We start from the raw sequence: 17073 nt of genomic DNA on the forward strand, positions 1-17073 counted from the left end.
GCAGAGCCCCGCGACCCCGCGCCGGGTGAGCGCAAACAACCGTCAGGCCGAGCCCAACGACCGAAACCCCGGCTCCCGCCCCTCCACATAACTCCGCACACCCTCCACCGCATCGGCCCGCCCGAACGACTCCTCCATCAACACCTCCGCCTGCCGAGCGGCAGCGTAGAAGTCCGTGTCGAACGCCTCGCTGAGCTGCCGCTTCATCACACTCATCGACGTCGGCGACGACCAGGTCGCCAGCTCCGTGGCGTAGGCGACCGCCTCGTCGAGCAGCGCGTCCCGCTCGACGACCCGGTTCACGAGCCCCATCTCGTACGCCTCCGTGCCACGCATCACCCGCCCCGAGAACAGCAGGTCCGCCGCTCGCGCGGGCCCGACGATGCGTGGCAGCAGCCACGCGATCCCGTACTCGGCGATCAGCCCGCGGCGCGCGAACGACGTGGTGAATTTGGCGTCCGGTGTGCTGAAACGGATGTCGCAGTACAGGGCCTCGACGAGACCGAGCCCCGCCGCCGCCCCGTTGATCGCCCCGATCAGCGGCTTGCGCAGGCTCAGCGGGAACCAGCGGGGCCGCTCCCTCTTCGGCCGTTCCTCGCTCGTCGCGTCGGCGGAGCCGATCCGCTCCAGCTCGGCCATGTCGGCGCCCGCGCAGAACCCGCGACCCGCTCCGGTCACGACGACCGCGCGCACCTCGGGGTCGGCCTCCGCCTCGTCGAGGAGCGCGAAGTAGCGGTCCTCCAGCTCGTTGGTCCAGGCGTTGAGCCGGTCGGGGCGGTTGAGTGTCACCACGGTCACGGCGCCACGCCGCTCGGCGTACACCAGGTCCTGCTCGGTCGTCGTCACGATCGCACTCCTTCCGCGGCGCCCGGCACCGCTGTCGGGTCCTCGCGCACCTCGCGCGGGTTGGTCTCGCGCAGCACCCAGGCGCAGCCGAAGGTGAGCAGGCCCATCACCGCGATGAACACGGACACCCAGGTGGTGCCTCCGGTGCCGCCGATGATCGCGGTCATGATGAGCGGGGTGCCGCCGCTGATGGTCAGGGCGGCGATCTGGTAGGCGAGCGAGGCGCCGGAGTAGCGCACCCGCGGCTCGAAGAGCTCACCGATGTAGGCGGCGAGCGGACCGTACGTGAGGGACTGGCCGAACCCGCCGATCAGGACGGCGACACCGAGCCACAGCAGCGAACCGGTGTTGACCAGCCAGAAGTAGGGGAACGCCCACAGCACGATGATCGCCGCCCCGACGAGCACGGCCGGCCGCCGCCCGACGCGGTCGGACAGCCATCCCGCCCACAGCACGAACAGGGCGCCGACCGCCGTCACCGGCATCGCGACCAGGAGGATGGAGTCCTTGTCGAGGCCGAGGTGCTCGGCGGCGTAGCTGATGACACCCGCGATGCTGATGTAGAAGAGGCAGTTGGTTCCGGCGAGGAGTCCGGCCGCGAGCAGCACGGTGCGCCACTTGGAGCGGATCACCTCGACGACGGGCGCCCGTGCCACCTTCTGCTTGTCGCTCTTCGCGGCGGCCTGCTCGGACATCTGCCGGAACTCGGGCGAGTCCTCGACCTTGTTCTGTACGTACATCACGACGGGCAGCAGCACGGCACTCACCAGGAACGGGATGCGCCAGCCCCAGCTCATGAACGCGTCGTCCGAGGTGACCGCGCTCGCCAGCAGGAAGACCCCGTTGCCGAGGAACACACCGAGCGAGACACCCATCTGCCCGAAGGTGCCCGCATACCCCTTGCGTTTGGGTGACGCGGACTCGGTGAGCAGCAGCGCAATGCCGCCCCACTGGGCGCCGCAGGCGAGGCCCTGGAGGAAGCGCAGCAGTACGAGGAGCAGCGGCGCGGCGGCGCCGAGGACCCCGGCGCCCGGGAGGCAGCCGATGAGGAAGGTGCAGGCGCCCATCAGCGCCATGGAGAGGACGACCATGGCCTTGCGGCCGTGCCGGTCGCCGAGGTGTCCCGCGACGACGCCGCCGATCGGCCGGGCGAGGAAGCCCGCCCAGAAGGTGCTGAACGACAGCAGGGTGCCGATCAGAGCCGACGAGTCGGGGAAGAAGACGTGCGGGAAGACCAGCGCGGCGGCCGTCCCGTAGAGAAAGAAGTCGTACCACTCGATGGAACTGCCGATGAGTCCCGCGGCGAGTAGCTTGCCCGAGGCGCGCGCCGGAGGTGTCTCGGCGGCTGCCTGTTCGGTGCCTTTTCGGGGCTGTGCGGTGGGCGGATTCACGTGCGGGGCTCCTCCGTCGTCCAAACATGTCACGACCGCTGCGGCCCTGCGGCCGCCCCCTGTATATTTGAACCCAACGTCAACTTCAATACCTTGAACACGCCTGTGAACAGGGACTGTTCAAGTCGTCACCCGATGCCGAGATCGAGGAGTTGCCCTCATGAGTACCCCCGGAGCCGTGACCGAGTGGAAGCGCGTGAGCGCGCGGCAGGTCGATGTGAACGGGATCTCGCTGCGCGTCTTCGAGCACGGACCGGCGGATACCGACCAGCACGACAAGCCACTGGTGGTGCTCTGCCACGGTTTTCCGGAGCTGGCCTTCTCGTGGCGCCACCAGGTGCTCGCGCTCGGCGCGGCGGGGTACCGGGTGCTCGCCCCCGACATGCGCGGGTTCGGCGGGAGTTCACGGCCCGCGGAGGTCGACGCGTACGACACGCTGACCGTCTGCGCGGACCTCGTCGGGCTGCTCGATGCGGTGGGCGCGGACGACGCGGTGTTCGTGGGCCACGACTGGGGTGCGCAGGTGGTGTGGCAGATGGCGCTCGCTCACCCGGAGCGGGTGCGGGGCGTGGTGGGGATGAGTGTGCCGGTGGCGCCGCGCTCCCCCGTGGCACCCCTGCCCGTGATGCAGCGGCGACTCGGCGACGCCTTCTACATGGTGTGGTTCCAGGAGCCGGGTGTCGCCGACCGCGCCCTCGCGCAGAACGTGCGCAGGACGCTGGTGACCCGGGAGATCTGGTCGGCCGAGTGGGCCGCGCGCCCGGACGAGAACTTCCCGCCGGCCCCGTGGCTGAGCGAGGAGGAACTCGCCTACTACGTCGAGGAGTTCGAGCGCACCGGGTTCACCGGCGGCCTCAACTACTACCGGAACCTGGACCGCACCTGGGAACTGACGAAGCATCTCGACGGACGCACCGTCGACTGCCCCTCGCTGTTCGTCACCGGCTCCGCGGACCCGGTGGCCCGGTTCATGCCCGCCGACCGTCTTGAGGAGGTGCTGACCGATCTGCGCGGACGCGTCGTGCTCGAAGGGGCCGGACACTGGATCCAGCAGGAGCGTGCCGGTGCGGTCAGCGCCGCTCTCCTGGAGTTCCTCGCGGATGTCGGCTGATACGATCCGCAGCCACCGGTGGGTGCACACCCCCTGACGGATGCTCGTCCACCAGTGGAAACACGAACGAAGGGACCCGCGTTGGCTGCCCAGGCCCCGGCCGCAGACGGCGGACAGAAGCAACCCATCACACCGCGCAGCGCCCGCGGCGTCCGCACGCGCAACGCGCTGGTCGTCGCCGCCCGTGAGGTGTTCGAGCGCGACGGGTATCTCGACGCCCGGATCACGGACATCTCCAAGGCCGCGCATGTCGCGTCCGGCTCGTTCTACACGTATTTCAACAGCAAGGAAGAGATCTTCCAGGCGCTCGTCGCGCAGGTGCAGGAGGAGATGCTGCACCCGCATCTGCGCGAGCGCACCGGCATCACGGATCCGCGCGAGATGATCGACGCGTCGAACCGCGAATACCTGCGCGCCTACAAGAAGAACGCCCGCCTCATGGCGCTCTTCGAGCAGGTCGCGCAGGTCGACGAGACGTTCAAGCAGCTGCGCATCGAGCGGGGCAACGCGTTCGCGCGCCGCAACGCCAAACTGATCCGTTCCCTCCAGGACGCAGGCCAGGCCGACCCGGGCCTCGACCCGCTGGTGACGGCGCACGCCCTGTCCGTCATGGTGAGCCGCATGGCGTACCTGGTGTTCGTCCTCGGCCAGCGCATCCCGTACGAGAAGCTGGTGACGACGCTCAACAAGATCTGGGAGAACGGGCTTCAGCTCAGGGAGCCCGAGGCTCCCGGCGAACCCGAGGGCTGAGCCGCGCGGGCGGCGCGCCGCTCCAGGATCTCCAGGACGCGTCGCCCCCAGCGCAGGTTCTCCTCCTCGAAGGAGATGCCGCGCAGCAGTGTCAGATACGGTCCGACACGCTCTCCGTCGGCGAGGAAGTCCGCCTCGTCCAGCTCGCCGAGCAGATGCCGCCGCAGCCGCTCGTAGCGGGCGAGCTTCCCGTGCGCCCAGTCCATCCGCTCCGCGATGTGCGCGCGGACGGCGTCGAGTTCGCCGACGTCGACGGCCTGCACCTTCACCATGAGTTCGTCGCGCAGCGCGAGCGGTTTGGGCTGTCGCCGCGTGAACGCGGCCAGGTCGGCGCGGCCGGCCACGGACAGCGTGAACATCCGCTTGTTCGGCCTGCGTTCCTGGGCCACCACCCGCGCGTCGATCAGCCCGTCGGCGGTCAGCCGGTCCAGCTCCCGGTAGAGCTGCTGGGGCGTCGCCGCCCAGAAGTTCGACACCGAGACGTCGAAGATCTTCGCCAGGTCGTACCCGGAGGCCTCGCCCTCAAGCAGCGCGGACAGGACGGCGTACTTGAGCGACATGTGGACACCCTACAGCGATGCGATTACTGTCACCCGCACCTATTCAACTTGTTGCCTATGAAGCTGTGGAGCTGTGGGCGAGAAACCGAGGTGGCATCCATGCATCCCTTCCGTGCAGCCGTGGAGAAGGACGATCTCGACGCGGTCGAGGCCATGCTGGCCGAGGACGTGGTCTTCACCAGCCCGGTCGTGTTCAAGCCGTACCCGGGCAAGGCGATCACCGCGGCGATCCTGCGCGGGGTCACCCGTGTCTTCGAGGACTTCCGCTACGTACGGGAGATCGGCGACGCGAACGGGCGGGATCACGTGCTCGTCTTCGAGGCGCGGGTCGGCGACCGGAAGATCACCGGCGCCGACTTCCTGCACTTCGACGAGGACGGCCTGATCGACGAGTTCATGGTGATGGTGCGTCCACTGTCCGCCGCGCAGGCGCTGGCAGAGGCGATGGGCGCCCAGTTCGACCGGATCGCCGAGGAGGCGGCGCGGGCGCGGTAGGTGTGACGGTCAGCGCGGGCCGTAGTCGACGGTGAAGTCGTCCTCCAGCTCGAAGAGGACCTCGCCGGAGTCGGCGGCCGCGTTCTCCACCGGGCGCACACTGGCGCCGAGCCACACCATGTGCGGTGCGGTGCCCACGATGCGGCAGGGCACGATGAAGTCCTCGGGGAAGCGGACGAGCGCCTCATTGCGCGCGACTCCAGTGCCGCGGTGGACGACCCGGGACTGGACCACGACGCCGGGGCCCTCACTGTGCTCGGTCTTCAGCTCGCTCGACGCGCACACCGGACACAGCAGCCGCCGGAAGGACGGGGTGCGGCACCAACGGCAGCGCTGGTAGGGGAATCCCGCGTCGGCCTCCGCGGCACCCTTGACGCCGCCGACACCCTTCGGCGCCATGACACCGATGCTGCTCGTGAACGTCCCTGACATCACTGACATCCTTCGGCCTCCCGCACTCGCCGGCGCGCGCCGGGCGACGGTGCCTCGGCGCCCCCTCAGCGTATGACACTCAGTGCCAACCGGTAAAGACACTGAGTACCATCAAGTTGCTTCGGGCTCCGTTCTCAGCCGTCCCGCAGTGCCGACTCCACCCGCTGGATGACCCGCCACATCGGGGCCCCCTTGGTCGCCACCATCACGACGACGTCCTCCTGTTGAGGCTCGGGCGCGGCCGCGCCCCCCTCCCCCCATGTCCGCCGTACGAGCCTCAGTGCGCGGTCCACCGCGACCTCGGCGTCACCCTCTCCGCCCGAACGCAGCCAGGAGCGAAGGCCGTTGTTGTGCGCGGCGACGACGGACGCGGCCACCACCTCGGCGCGCAGGGACCCGTCGGCGGTGTCGGCCCAGCGCCGCCGCAGATACCCGGCGAGCATGCTCTCGTAGCGCCGCACGACGGACAGTTCGTACGTCCGCAGACCCGGCACCTCACGGGTCAACTTGTAGCGCTGCACGGAGAATTCGGGGTTCGTGGCGTACACGCGCAGCACCAGGCACGCGGCGTCGCACACCACGTCCACGGCGTCGCTCTCGTCGCTCGCGGCCTCCAGGAAGGCCGTCATGTCGGCGAGGCAGCTCTCGTGGTCGGGGAAGACCACGTCCTCCTTCGACGGGAAGTAGCGGAAGAAGGACCGCCGCCCCACCCCGGCCCGCGCCACGATGTCGTCCACGGTCGTCCGCTCGAAACCACGCTCCAGAAACAGCTGGAACGCCGCCTCGGCCAGCACCTCCCGCATGGGTGCCTTCTTCTGTGACCCGTTGACCTCGCGCGCCTCGCTCATGCCGGGAACGTAACACCGGACGGCCACCATTGGCACTAGGTACCTTTACAGAGGGAACTGAGTGCCATACGTTGGCGGCAGTAGTTGGACGACTGCGGTAGGGCAGCAGGCAGTGGAGGAGTCGGCGTGAGCTTGAGGATCGTTGTCACCGTGAAGTACGTGCCGGACACCACGGGCGACCGGGGTTTCGCCGATGACCTGACGTTGGACCGTGACGATGTCGATGGTCTGCTGTCGGAGCTGGACGAGTACGCGGTGGAGCAGGCGCTGCAGATCTCGGAGAACTCCGATGACGACGTGGAGATCACCGTGTTGACGGTGGGTCCCGAGGACGCCAAGGACGCGCTGCGCAAGGCGCTGTCGATGGGTGCGGACAAGGCGATCCACGTCGAGGACGACGACCTGCACGGCACGGACGCGATCGGCACCTCGCTGGTGTTGGCGAAGGCGATCGAGAAGGCCGGGTTCGACCTGGTGGTCTCCGGTATGGCGTCCACGGACGGCACCGCGGGGATCGTGCCGGCGCTGGTCGCCGAGCGTCTGGGTGTGCCGCAGGTGACGCTGCTGTCCGAGGTCGCGGTGGCCGACGGCAAGGTGACCGGCCGTCGTGACGGTGACACCGCCTCGGAGCAGCTGGAGGCTTCGCTTCCGGCGGTCGTCTCGGTGACGGACCAGTCGGGTGAGGCGCGTTACCCCTCGTTCAAGGGGATCATGGCGGCGAAGAAGAAGCCGGTCGAGGCGTGGGACCTGGACGACCTGGACATCGAGGCCGGGGAAGTGGGTCTGGAGGGCGCGTGGACGAAGGTCGCGTCCGCCGATGAGCGTCCGGCGCGGACCGCGGGCACGATCGTCAAGGACGAGGGCGAGGGCGGCAAGCAGCTCGCCGAGTTCCTCGCGGGCCAGAAGTTCATCTGAGACAGCGGAAGTTGGAGAAGTACAGTCATGGCTGAAGTTCTGGTCTTTGTCGACCACGTGGACGGTGCCGTCCGCAAGCCCACCCTGGAGCTGCTGACCCTCGCGCGCCGGATCGGCGACCCGGTCGCCGTCGCGCTGGGCAACGGTGCCGGTGACACGCAGGCCGCGCTGGCCGAGCACGGCGCCGTCAAGGTGCTCACGCACGAGGCCGCCGAGTACGCCGACTACCTGGTCGTGCCGAAGGTCGACGCGCTGCAGGCCGCCGTCGAGGCCGTCTCCCCGGCCGCCGTACTGGTGCCGTCCTCCGCGGAGGGCAAGGAGATCGCCGCGCGTCTGGCGCTGCGGATCGGTTCGGGCATCATCACCGACGCCACCGACCTGGTGGCCGGCGAATCCGGCCCCGTCGCCACGCAGTCGGTGTTCGCCGCCTCGTACACCACCACGTCGACGGTGTCGAAGGGCACGCCGGTCATCACCGTCAAGCCCAACTCCGCCGCCGTGGAGGCCGCTCCGGCCGCCGGCGCCGTCGAGGCCCTGGCCGTCTCCTTCTCCGAGAAGGCGACGGGTACGAAGGTGACCTCGCGCACCGCGCGTGAGTCCTCGGGCCGCCCGGACCTGACCGAGGCCGCGATCGTGGTCTCCGGTGGCCGTGGCGTCAACGGTGCCGAGAACTTCTCGGTCATCGAGGCGCTCGCCGACTCCCTGGGCGCGGCCGTCGGCGCTTCGCGTGCCGCGGTGGACGCGGGCTGGTACCCGCACTCCAACCAGGTCGGCCAGACCGGCAAGTCCGTGTCCCCGCAGCTGTACATCGCCTCCGGCATCTCCGGCGCGATCCAGCACCGGGCCGGCATGCAGACCTCGAAGACGATCGTCGCGATCAACAAGGACGCCGAGGCCCCGATCTTCGACCTCGTCGACTACGGCGTCGTCGGCGACCTCTTCGACGTCGTCCCCGCCCTGACCGAGGACGTCAAGTCCCGGAAGGGCTAAGGCACTTCGAGACCGCCGCCGCGCCCGGGAGCTTCACGCTTCCTGGCCGCGGCGGCGTGCGTAGTGCCCGGCCGCGATCAGCGCACCGGCGATGAGGGTCCCGCCCAGGGCGAGTTGCGCGACGCTCAGCGTGCCGAGCGAGCCGCCGTCCCCGGCCTTGACGCCGCCCAGTTCGGTGCCACCCCGCCCCGAAACGGTGAGCGTCTGTCGCACCTCGGTGCCGTCCTCGCAGGTCACGGTGATCGGGAAGGTGCCGGACCTGGAGCCCGTCGGCACCTTGAACTGACCCGTGACCGAGCCCTCCTGGGTCGCGGTCTGCAAGGGGAACTCGCCCGCCCCGAGGCTGGCGGCGTCCCCCGTCGCGGTCTGGTCCTCGCCGCAGGCGCTCGTGCTCGCCGTGACGCTCGCTCCCGGCCCCGGGTCGGCGGGCACGAGCTCCAGCGTTCCCGACGTGTCGGCGACCGGCGGACTCTCGGTCCATGATGTGTCGGTGTCCCACGCGGGATCGTCGTCCGCGGCCCAGGCCACGGGGCACATCAGAGCCCCGATGGCGAGTGTGGCCGCGGCGACGGCGGCGGTCGGCCAGGACGCGGTGCGGCCCATGCGGTTCCTCTCGGCGGGCCCGGCGGACGGACCACGGATGTGCGGGTACTCCGCGACCGATCCCACCGCGTGGACGCGCCCACCGCCTGTCGAGGCGTCGAGTCGGGTGACGCGAACGACTCTTTGGAACCCCTGGTGACGTCAGAAGGGCGCTAGACGTACCCGTGCGTCCGATGCGCCTCGAGCAGCTTGACCCGCGCCGCCTCCAGCCGGTGCGCCATCACCTCGGCCACTCCGTGCAGCACCGCCACCCCGAGCGTCGGTTCCTGCTCGCACAGCGTGCGTACGGCCGCGCCGTCGAACTCGTAGGCGCGCACCGGGCTGAACGCCTCCGCGCCGAAGTCCCATTCGTACGGCTCGAACAGCCAGGACCAGCCCAGCAGGTCACCGGGGCCGAGCGGGTCGATGGGCAGAAGGGCGCGGCCGGAGACGTGGACGTCGAGGGTGACCATCCCGGTCCGGATGATCCAGAACCGGTCCGCCCGGTCCCCCTCCTCGAAGATCCGGGTGTCCTGCGCGAACGAGACCTCTTTGGCCATGGGCAACAACCGGTCCCGGTCCGCGTGCGAGAGCCGGTTCAGGAGTCGTGTCTGGGCCGTCATGGCGGCCACCTCCACCGTCGTGTCATTCCAGCGTACGTACGTCACGTTCGTGGCCCGCCCGGCTCGGCGGGGAGGATCACGGCCGCCCGGATCGGCGCGGCCGTCACTCGAACAGCCTATTTCCGGGTGATATCGCGCGCACCTCGGGCGGGCGTCCCCCGTGTGCGGCGGCCGTATGGCGTACCTGGAGCGCGGTCGTTCGATGCCGGTTCTACGTTTCCGGCATGGCGTCTTTCCTCGGCTTTCGCCCTGCCTTCGGCAGGGCCGTTGTCTCGTGCGGCGTGTGCGCGGTGGTGTCCGCGGGCACCGTCGGCCCCGTCAGCGCCGATCCTCCGGTGCCGGACCCGCCCGCGCCGCCGTCCGTCTCCGCGCTGTCCTGGGAGGTCATGGACGCCCGCACCGGCGACGTCCTCGCCGCAAAGGCGGCTCACCTCAGGCTGCCGCCCGCGAGCACGCTCAAGACCCTGTTCGCCCTCACCGTGCTGCCGAAGCTGCGTCAGGACGAGGTGCACCGGGCGACGTACGGGGATCTCTCCGACGTCTCCGAGGGCAGCAGCCTCGTCGGGGTCGACGAAGGCAACCGGTACACGGTCGCCGACCTGTGGCGCGGTGTGTTCCTCAGCTCCGGCAACGACGCCGTGCACACGCTCGCCCACATGAACGGCGGTGTCTCCCGCACCGTCGAGCAGATGCAGGCGACCGCCCGCCGGATCGGCGCCCGCGACACCCAGGTGCGCTCCCCCGACGGCTACGACACACCCGGCCAGTTCTCCTCGGCCCACGATCTGGCCCTGATCGCCAGGGAGGGCCTCAAGAACCCCGACTTCCGGCGCTACATGGCCACGAAGTGGGCGCGCTTCCCCGCGGCCGGCGGCCCGCAGGCGTTCGGCATCGAGAACACCAACCGGCTCCTCGTGGGCTCGCACGGGGTGGCGGCCTATCCGGGCCTGATCGGCGTGAAGAACGGCTACACGTCGAAGGCCGGCAGCACCCTGGTCTCCGCCGCGAGCCACAAGGGGCGCACGGTCCTGGTGACCGTCATGAACCCGCAGGACGGGGACTTCAACGCGGTCTACGAAGAGAGCCGCGCGCTGCTCGACTGGGGCGCGCAGGCGGCGCCCCTGCACGCGCGGCAGGCGGCGGCGTTGCGGCGCCCTTCGGCTCCGCAGCAGCTGGCCGCGGCAGCCCCGGCGCCCGCACCCGCCACGGGGGCCGAGCCGGGCGACACCTCGGGCGGGATCGGCCGGCACCTCGGCGCGGCGGCGGGGCTGCTGGCCCTGGCGTGTGTGCCGGTGCTCGTCGGCAGGCGGCTGCGCCGACGACGGACCGGGCCCGGGAGCCGCTGATGCCTGCGATAGCCGAGTCCTCGCCCGCGGTGCCGCGTCGCCGCCCCACGTGGTCCTTCCTCGCGGCGACGTTGCTGGCCGGAGTGCTGCTCGTGCACCACGGGATATCCGGTGACGGGCCGCCGCAGCCCGAGCCAGGCGCCGCGAAGCTCGGCACCGACACACCGCCCGCCGACCCGCTGCCCGCCGCCGCTCCGCAGCGCATCCGCATCCCCGAGATCGGTGTGAACGCTCCGCTGACGCGCGTCGGCCGGGACGCGGAGGGCTGGCTGGACGCGCCGCCGCCGGACAAGGCGAACCTGGCGGGCTGGTTCCCCGGAGCGGTCACGCCCGGCGAACGCGGCACGGCCGTCATCGACGGGCACGTCGACAACGCCGAGGGCCGCGCCGTCTTCTACGGGCTCGGCGCGCTCAAGAAGGGCGAGCACATCGAGATCGACCGCGCCGACGGGAAGACGGCCGTGTTCGAGATCCACGGCATCGATGTGGTCGACAAGAAGCACTTCCCGTCCCGCCTCGTCTACGGCGGCACCGGCCTGCCCGAGCTCCGCGTCATCACCTGCGGCGGCACGTACAGCAAGGGCACCGGGTACGCGGGGAACGTCGTCCTCTACGGCCTGCTCACCTCGGTCCGCGACCGTACGTGACGTAGGTCCTGTACGGCTCAGTCGTGCGGGGCCTCTCCGGTGACCCGGTGGTCCGCGTGACTCAGCGCCTCCGTCACCAGGCGCCGCAGGTGCCCGTCGGCGAGGCGGTAGTGCATGTGCCGGCCTTCGCGGCGCGCCTCGACCAGGCCCGCGAGCCGCAACTTCGCCAGATGCTGGCTGACGGCCGTGCGCGATGCCGCGACGCGGTCGGCGAGCGATCCCACGTCCGACTCCTCCAGGGCGAGCAGCCACAGCACGTGCAGCCGGGTCGCGTCCGACAGCAGGGCGAACACCCTTGTCGCCTCGGCGAGTCGGGCGGCGTCGGGCTCGCGCGGGTGCGCGACGGCCGCGGGAGCCGTGGGAGCCGCGGTGGGGGTCGGGTCGCTGGCGGGCATGGCCCCAGCCTAGATGCCTCCCTATGGAGCCCTTGCGCGAACGGCGCACCCAGCGGTTACATACTCGTCATGTGCGCAGGTGCGCACATGACGAGTATTCTGGCGGCGCAGCCTTCGGGAGGGGTCCGCATGCTCACGGTTCTGCGCCACCGCACGTACCGCCGGCTGTTCGGCGCCCAGGTCGTCGCCCTCGTCGGCACCGGTCTCGCCACCGTCGCGCTCGGACTCCTGGCGTACGACATGGCCGGTGCGGACGCGGGGGCCGTGCTCGGCACCGCGCTCGCGATCAAGATGACGGCGTATGTGCTGGTCGCCCCGCTGGTGGGGGCGTTCGCGGAGCGACTGCCGCGGCGCGCGGTGCTGGTGGGCTCCGATCTGCTGCGGGCCGCCGTGGCCCTGGCGTTGCCGTTCGTGGACCAGGTCTGGCAGGTCTACGTCCTGGTGTTCGCGTTGCAGTCCGCCTCGGCCGTCTTCACGCCCACGTTCCAGGCGCTGATCCCGGACGTACTGCCCGACGAACGCGACTACACGCGCGCGTTGTCGCTCGCCCGGCTCGCGTACGACATGGAGAGCCTGTTCAGTCCGGCGCTCGCCGCGGCGCTGCTGTCCGTGCTCTCGTACGACCGCCTGTTCACGGGGACGGTCGTGGGCTTCCTCGTCTCGGCCGCGCTCGTGGTCTCGACGGCGCTGCCCGAGCGCGCGCCCGCTCCCCCGCGCGCGGGTGGCGTGTTCGCCAAGGCGACGGCCGGGACCCGCCTCTTCCTCGCGCTCCCCCAACTGCGGGGCCTGCTCGCGCTGAACCTGGCCGTGGCGGCGGCGAGCGCGATGGTGACCGTCAACTCCGTCGTCTACGTAAGGGACTTCCTGGGCCTGTCGGCGGGTGCGGTGCCGGTGGCGCTCGGGGCGTACGGGGCCGGGTCGATGGCGGTGGCGCTCGTGGTGCCGCGGATGCTGGAGCGGGTCGGTGAGCGGACGGTGATGGTGCGCGGGGCGCTGGCGCTGGGCGGCGTGTTCGTCGCCGTCGGGGTCATCACGGCGGCGCCCGCCGGGAGTTGGCGGGTGCCAGCGCTGCTCGCCGCGTGGGCCGCGTTCGGTGGTGCGTGCTCCTTGGTGCTCACGCCGACCGGCCGGCTGGTCCGGCGGGCCGCGCCGGAGCGGGAGCGTACGGCCGCCTTCGCCGCGCAGTTCTCCCTGTCGCACGCGTGCTGGCTGCTCACGTACCCGCTGGCGGGGTGGCTGGGCGCGCGGGCTGGTCTTGGCGCTGCCGTGGTCGGGCTCGGAGTGGTGGCGGTGGGCGCGGGGGTCGCGGCGGCGCGGTTGTGGCCGGTGGGTGTGGGTGACCCGGCCACCGAGGTGGAGCACGAGCATGTGGGGCTCGCCGCGGATCATCCGCATGTGCGTGACGCTGTGCGGGTCACGGACGGTTGGCGGCACAGTCATCGGCGGTTCGGCGACGCGCTGCACGCGGCCCGCTGAGTCGGTCGCCGGGCAGGCGGCACCGACCAGGCACCATGCTGCCCATGGGACTTCACGAACAACAGGGGCTTCACGAGCGATACGGGCTGACGCGGCTGATCAATGCCCGGGGGCCGTTCACCCCGGCCGGTGTCTCGCGCAGCGAGGAGCGGGTCGGACGCGCCGTCGCGGAGGCGCTGTCCGGCTTCTTCGTCATGGAGGAGCTGCACGAACTCGCCGACCGCGCCCTCGCACGCGCCACCGGGGCGGAGGCCGGAACGGTCGTGCACTGCACATCGTCGGCGATCACGCTGTCGGTCGCGGCCGCGATGACGGGTGAAGCGGCGGAGCGGATCGCCGCACTGCCGGACACCGGCGGGCTGCCCGCGCGCGTGGTGCTGCCCGCGGGCCACGCGGTCGACTACGGGCACCCGCTGGTCCAGGACATCCGCCTGGCGGGCGCCACGCCCGTCCTGTCGGGATCCGACGCGGCCTGCTCGCCGGAGGAGTTGGAGAAGGACCTCGCCCACCCCGGCACGGCGTGCCTCGTCCTGGTGTCGTCGCGGCTCACGCGCGGGGCGCGGATCCCGCTCATCGACGCGGTCTCCGCGGCGCACCGGCGCGGGGTGCCCGCGATCATCGACGGGGCCGCGCAGGACTTCCGGGTCGGTGAACTCCTGGACACCGGGGCCGATCTCGTCCTCGTCAGCGGCCAGAAGTACCTGGGCGGCCCGACCGCCGGCCTGGTGCTCGGCCGCGCGGGGGCCGTCCGGGCGGTGCGGGCGCAGGGCAAGGGGATCGGCCGGGCGATGAAGGCGAGCAAGGAGTCGATCGTGGGCACGCTCGCCGCGCTGGAGGCACGGCAGGAGCTCGACGTGTCCGCGTGGGCGCGGCGCCAGGAAGACAAGGTCGCACGGTTCGCCGCCCGCGCCGCCGCGCTGCCCGGCCTCAGCGCCCATCCCGTCCCCGACCCGTCCGGCCTGCCGTTCCCCCGCTCGGTGCTAAGGGTCGACGCGGCACGCGCCGGGCTCGACGCCACGGACCTCGCGGACGCGCTCAGGGCCGGGGATCCGCAGATCTGGCTCTACACGGACCGTCAGGACGACGGCGAGCTGGCCCTGGAACTCGTACCGCTGTCGGACGAGGAGGTCGACGTGGTGCTGAGCAGGCTTACCGCGATCGTTGACGGAGGGTCCGCCACGATCCAGCCGCACAGAGCGTGAAGATTCCGGGCACGTTTGCGTGAGTGAGCGTGCCTGCGTGTTACTCCGGGGGGCGGAACGGTCGATGCTGGTCGTGGCGGGTTCGGCAGTGAGCCCGCACCCGCTTCTCGGCAGAAGCCTGTCGGCCCACGCCGGGGAGCGGGGTTTCAGCAGGGTTCCGGAGCCACAGGACTCTCCGCCTCACGGCGCTGGGCGAGTTGCCGCTCCAGCTCGGCGCGGATCGTCGGATCGAGTTCGTGGGTGCGTGGCCAGGCGATCAGCTGCCGGGCGACCAGGCGGAGCCTGGTGTTGGTGCGCATGGAGACCTCGCGCAGCACGTCCCACGCCTCCGCGGGCGAGAGGGCGCCCACCGCGATCACGACCCCCATGGCCTGGTCGACCTCGGCGTGCGAGGTCACTGCCTCCTTCAACTGCTCGACCTGTGCCTCGAGTTCGGCGGTCCGGGCCACTCTCTCGCGGGCAGCCTGCGCTGCGCGTCGGCGAGCCGGGAGCATCACGGTGCACCTCCAAGTGCCGTACCTGGTCCGGGAACCCGAGTGACCTTGTACCACTCCTGCCCGGAGCCCCGCACCACAATCACCCCATCACGTATGCGCGGGGCAGATGCCCGGAACGGTCCGCGGGGCAGCTCACACGGATATGACCCGGCCGCCCACGAACGCCGTCCGTACACAGTCCGCCGGCAGGTCATCGAGCGCCTCCCGCAGGGGTACGTGGAGCAGGCACAGGTCCGCGTGGGCGCCCGGCGCCACCGTGCGCGAGGCGCCGCCGGACGCGAGTGGGTCGCCCAGGACCCGCGGTAAAGGTGACCGCCGGGCACGCTGCCCGCCTCGTCGAGGGCGAGCAGCGTGGCGAGGGCCGAACGCCGGAACCTGCCGTCCTCGGCGTCGTTCAGACCTGCGGCGCGCAGGGCGGCCCCATCTCCACGCCCACAGCTCGTCGCTGCGGCGCTGCGCCCGCACCCACTCCCCCGGAGCCCCGTCCGGCGGTCAGGCGCGGGCCGGGGCCTCATCGGTCAAGGGCTGCTGCTCGCCCGCCGGCTCGTCCTCACCCTTGCGCAGCGCCGGGATGAACGTGGCGACGGCGGCGGAGAGCACGGCCACGCCGCAGCCGATCATCAGGCCGGTGCGGAAGCCGCCCTCGGACGGGATCGGGACGCCTCCCATGGACACGGTCATCTGGGCGAGGACGACTCCGATCACGGCGGAGCCGATCGTGGTGCCGAGCGAGCGCATCAGGGTGTTGAAGCCGTTGGCCGCAGCCGTTTCGGAAAGCGGCACGGAGCTCATGATCAGGGCGGGCATTGAGCCGTAGGCGAGGGCGACACCGCTGTTGATGATGATACCGGCGAGCATGATGCCCCAGGCCGTCCCCATGAGCGGCAGCGCGGCGCCGTAGCCGAGGGCGATCACGAGGGCACCGAGGATCAGCGCGAACTTCGGTCCGCGGGCGTTGATCAGCTTTCCGCCGAGCGGCGAGATCAGCATCATCATGACGCCGCCGGGCGCGATCCACAGACCGGCCGCGAGCATCGACTGGCCGAGGCCGAAGCCGGTGCCCTCCGGGAACTGGAGCAGCTGCGGCGCGATCAGCATGTAGGCGTACATGCCGACGCCGATGAGGATCGAGGCGGCGTTGGTGAACAGCACCCGGGGCCGGGCGGTGGTGCGCAGGTCGACCAGCGGCTCGCGGGTGCGCAGCTCGTAGCGGCCCCACACGAGCAGGGAGACGACGGCGACGGCGAACAGGGCGAGCGTGGTGCCCGAGCCCCAGCCCCAGTCGGCACCCTTGGAGACGGCGAGGAGCAGCGAGACGAGACCGATGGCGAGGCCGACGGCGCCGGGAGCGTCGAAGCGCTGCCCCTTGGCGGCGGCCGGGACGTCCGGCACGATCGCGTAGATCATCGCGCCGATGGCGACGGCGAGGACGGCCGAGCCCCAGAACAGGACGCGCCAGTTCGCGTACTGCGCGACGGCAGCGGCGATCGGCAGGCCGATCGCACCGCCGATGCCCATGGACGCACTGACGAGAGCGATGGAACCGCTGAGCTTCTCCTTCGGCACCACGTCGCGCAGCAGCGCGATGCCGAGCGGCACCATGCCCATGCCCATGCCCTGGAGCCCGCGCCCGATGATCATCGGGACGACGGACGAGGAGAGCGCGCAGACGACCGAGCCGATGATCAGGGGGACGACGCAGATCAGCATCATGCGTCGCTTGCCCACGAGGTCACCGAGGCGACCGGACACCGGTACGCACACACCGGAGACGAGCAGGGTGACGGTGACCACCCACGCCGCGTTCGAGGACGACGTGTCCAGGATCTGCGGCAGTTCGGCGATGAGCGGAGTCACCAGCGTCTGCATGATCGCGGCGACGGTGCCTGCGAGCGCGAGGGTGGCGACGATGGCGCCCGACCTACCGCTCGACTGGGGCGCATCCATGAAGGGCTCCTCAATCTTTT

Annotated in this window: 19 protein-coding genes; 9 read left to right on the forward strand and 10 right to left on the reverse strand. The window is 71.0% G+C overall.

The genetic code is table 11. The features are described from left to right. Positions 1-42: 42 nt before the first annotated feature. The gene (locus ACFYWS_RS01370; RefSeq protein WP_389268239.1) at positions 43-846 is read right to left on the reverse strand and encodes an enoyl-CoA hydratase-related protein; all 804 of its coding nucleotides are present in this window, start codon (positions 844-846) and stop codon (positions 43-45) included. Further along, positions 843-2237 (reverse strand): MFS transporter, encoded by a 1395-nt coding sequence (locus tag ACFYWS_RS01375; RefSeq protein ID WP_389268241.1) that lies wholly within the window; start codon positions 2235-2237, stop codon positions 843-845. The genes ACFYWS_RS01370 and ACFYWS_RS01375 overlap by 4 nt, the downstream gene beginning before the upstream one ends. A 160-nt stretch (positions 2238-2397) precedes the next feature. Here ACFYWS_RS01375 and ACFYWS_RS01380 point away from each other — a divergent pair, with 160 nt between their 5' ends. After that, the gene (locus ACFYWS_RS01380) at positions 2398-3348 is read left to right on the forward strand and encodes an alpha/beta fold hydrolase (RefSeq protein ID WP_389268243.1); all 951 of its coding nucleotides are present in this window, start codon (positions 2398-2400) and stop codon (positions 3346-3348) included. A gap of 81 nt (positions 3349-3429) precedes the next feature. Continuing rightward, the gene (locus ACFYWS_RS01385) at positions 3430-4098 is read left to right on the forward strand and encodes a TetR/AcrR family transcriptional regulator (RefSeq protein WP_389268245.1); all 669 of its coding nucleotides are present in this window, start codon (positions 3430-3432) and stop codon (positions 4096-4098) included. On the opposite strand, the gene ACFYWS_RS01390 is transcribed toward ACFYWS_RS01385, so the two are convergent. Continuing rightward, the gene (locus ACFYWS_RS01390) at positions 4056-4658 is read right to left on the reverse strand and encodes a PadR family transcriptional regulator (RefSeq protein WP_389268247.1); all 603 of its coding nucleotides are present in this window, start codon (positions 4656-4658) and stop codon (positions 4056-4058) included. The genes ACFYWS_RS01385 and ACFYWS_RS01390 overlap by 43 nt on opposite strands. A gap of 99 nt (positions 4659-4757) precedes the next feature. Between ACFYWS_RS01390 and ACFYWS_RS01395 the strand changes: the two genes are divergently transcribed. Then, positions 4758-5153 (forward strand): nuclear transport factor 2 family protein, encoded by a 396-nt coding sequence (locus tag ACFYWS_RS01395; RefSeq protein ID WP_389268251.1) that lies wholly within the window; start codon positions 4758-4760, stop codon positions 5151-5153. Between the two features lie 9 nt (positions 5154-5162). On the opposite strand, the gene ACFYWS_RS01400 is transcribed toward ACFYWS_RS01395, so the two are convergent. Together ACFYWS_RS01400 and ACFYWS_RS01405 are read right to left on the reverse strand one after the other, a co-directional pair. Beyond that, the gene (locus ACFYWS_RS01400; RefSeq protein ID WP_389269437.1) at positions 5163-5552 is read right to left on the reverse strand and encodes a Zn-ribbon domain-containing OB-fold protein; all 390 of its coding nucleotides are present in this window, start codon (positions 5550-5552) and stop codon (positions 5163-5165) included. A gap of 167 nt (positions 5553-5719) precedes the next feature. Further along, positions 5720-6433: a TetR family transcriptional regulator gene (locus tag ACFYWS_RS01405; protein ID WP_389268253.1), complete on the reverse strand. Its 714-nt coding sequence runs from the start codon at positions 6431-6433 to the stop codon at positions 5720-5722. A gap of 126 nt (positions 6434-6559) precedes the next feature. On the opposite strand from ACFYWS_RS01405, the gene ACFYWS_RS01410 reads away from it, so the two are divergent. Further along, the gene (locus tag ACFYWS_RS01410; protein WP_389268255.1) at positions 6560-7348 is read left to right on the forward strand and encodes an electron transfer flavoprotein subunit beta/FixA family protein; all 789 of its coding nucleotides are present in this window, start codon (positions 6560-6562) and stop codon (positions 7346-7348) included. 27 nt (positions 7349-7375) lie between these two features. Next, positions 7376-8338 carry an electron transfer flavoprotein subunit alpha/FixB family protein gene (locus tag ACFYWS_RS01415; RefSeq protein ID WP_389268257.1) on the forward strand — a complete coding sequence of 321 codons (963 nt, stop codon included), beginning with the start codon at positions 7376-7378 and terminating at the stop codon, positions 8336-8338. A gap of 33 nt (positions 8339-8371) precedes the next feature. On the opposite strand, the gene ACFYWS_RS01420 is transcribed toward ACFYWS_RS01415, so the two are convergent. Together ACFYWS_RS01420 and ACFYWS_RS01425 are read right to left on the reverse strand one after the other, a co-directional pair. Continuing rightward, complete coding sequence (locus tag ACFYWS_RS01420; protein WP_389268259.1) at positions 8372-8941, reverse strand: hypothetical protein; 570 nt, start codon at positions 8939-8941, stop codon at positions 8372-8374. Between the two features lie 152 nt (positions 8942-9093). Then, positions 9094-9543: a cyclic nucleotide-binding domain-containing protein gene (locus ACFYWS_RS01425; RefSeq protein WP_389268261.1), complete on the reverse strand. Its 450-nt coding sequence runs from the start codon at positions 9541-9543 to the stop codon at positions 9094-9096. A gap of 224 nt (positions 9544-9767) precedes the next feature. Between ACFYWS_RS01425 and ACFYWS_RS01430 the strand changes: the two genes are divergently transcribed. Together ACFYWS_RS01430 and ACFYWS_RS01435 are read left to right on the forward strand one after the other, a co-directional pair. Then, the gene (locus ACFYWS_RS01430) at positions 9768-10889 is read left to right on the forward strand and encodes a D-alanyl-D-alanine carboxypeptidase family protein (protein ID WP_389268263.1); all 1122 of its coding nucleotides are present in this window, start codon (positions 9768-9770) and stop codon (positions 10887-10889) included. After that, entirely contained in the window at positions 10889-11536 is a 648-nt protein-coding gene (locus ACFYWS_RS01435) for a class F sortase (protein ID WP_389268265.1), read from the forward strand. The genes ACFYWS_RS01430 and ACFYWS_RS01435 overlap by 1 nt, the downstream gene beginning before the upstream one ends. A 17-nt stretch (positions 11537-11553) precedes the next feature. On the opposite strand, the gene ACFYWS_RS01440 is transcribed toward ACFYWS_RS01435, so the two are convergent. Next, positions 11554-11931, reverse strand: a complete 378-nt coding sequence (locus ACFYWS_RS01440) for an ArsR/SmtB family transcription factor (protein ID WP_389268267.1) — start codon at positions 11929-11931, stop codon at positions 11554-11556. Positions 11932-12060: 129 nt separating this feature from the next. Here ACFYWS_RS01440 and ACFYWS_RS01445 point away from each other — a divergent pair, with 129 nt between their 5' ends. Both ACFYWS_RS01445 and ACFYWS_RS01450 read left to right on the forward strand, forming a co-directional pair. Then, positions 12061-13407 carry an MFS transporter gene (locus ACFYWS_RS01445; protein WP_389269439.1) on the forward strand — a complete coding sequence of 449 codons (1347 nt, stop codon included), beginning with the start codon at positions 12061-12063 and terminating at the stop codon, positions 13405-13407. A 44-nt stretch (positions 13408-13451) separates the two neighbouring features. After that, on the forward strand, positions 13452-14609 hold the full coding sequence (locus ACFYWS_RS01450; RefSeq protein ID WP_389268269.1) for a hypothetical protein: 1158 nt from the start codon (positions 13452-13454) through the stop codon (positions 14607-14609). A 146-nt stretch (positions 14610-14755) separates the two neighbouring features. Here ACFYWS_RS01450 and ACFYWS_RS01455 read toward each other — a convergent pair whose 3' ends face one another. Next, positions 14756-15103 carry an ANTAR domain-containing protein gene (locus ACFYWS_RS01455; RefSeq protein WP_389268271.1) on the reverse strand — a complete coding sequence of 116 codons (348 nt, stop codon included), beginning with the start codon at positions 15101-15103 and terminating at the stop codon, positions 14756-14758. Between the two features lie 495 nt (positions 15104-15598). Next, a complete protein-coding gene (locus tag ACFYWS_RS01460) occupies positions 15599-17053 on the reverse strand; it encodes an MFS transporter (RefSeq protein WP_389268273.1) in 1455 nt (484 codons plus the stop codon). Positions 17054-17073 lie beyond the last annotated feature (20 nt).

The sequence above is a fragment of the Streptomyces sp. NPDC002795 genome (assembly GCF_042888725.1).
Taxonomy (GTDB): domain Bacteria; phylum Actinomycetota; class Actinomycetes; order Streptomycetales; family Streptomycetaceae; genus Streptomyces.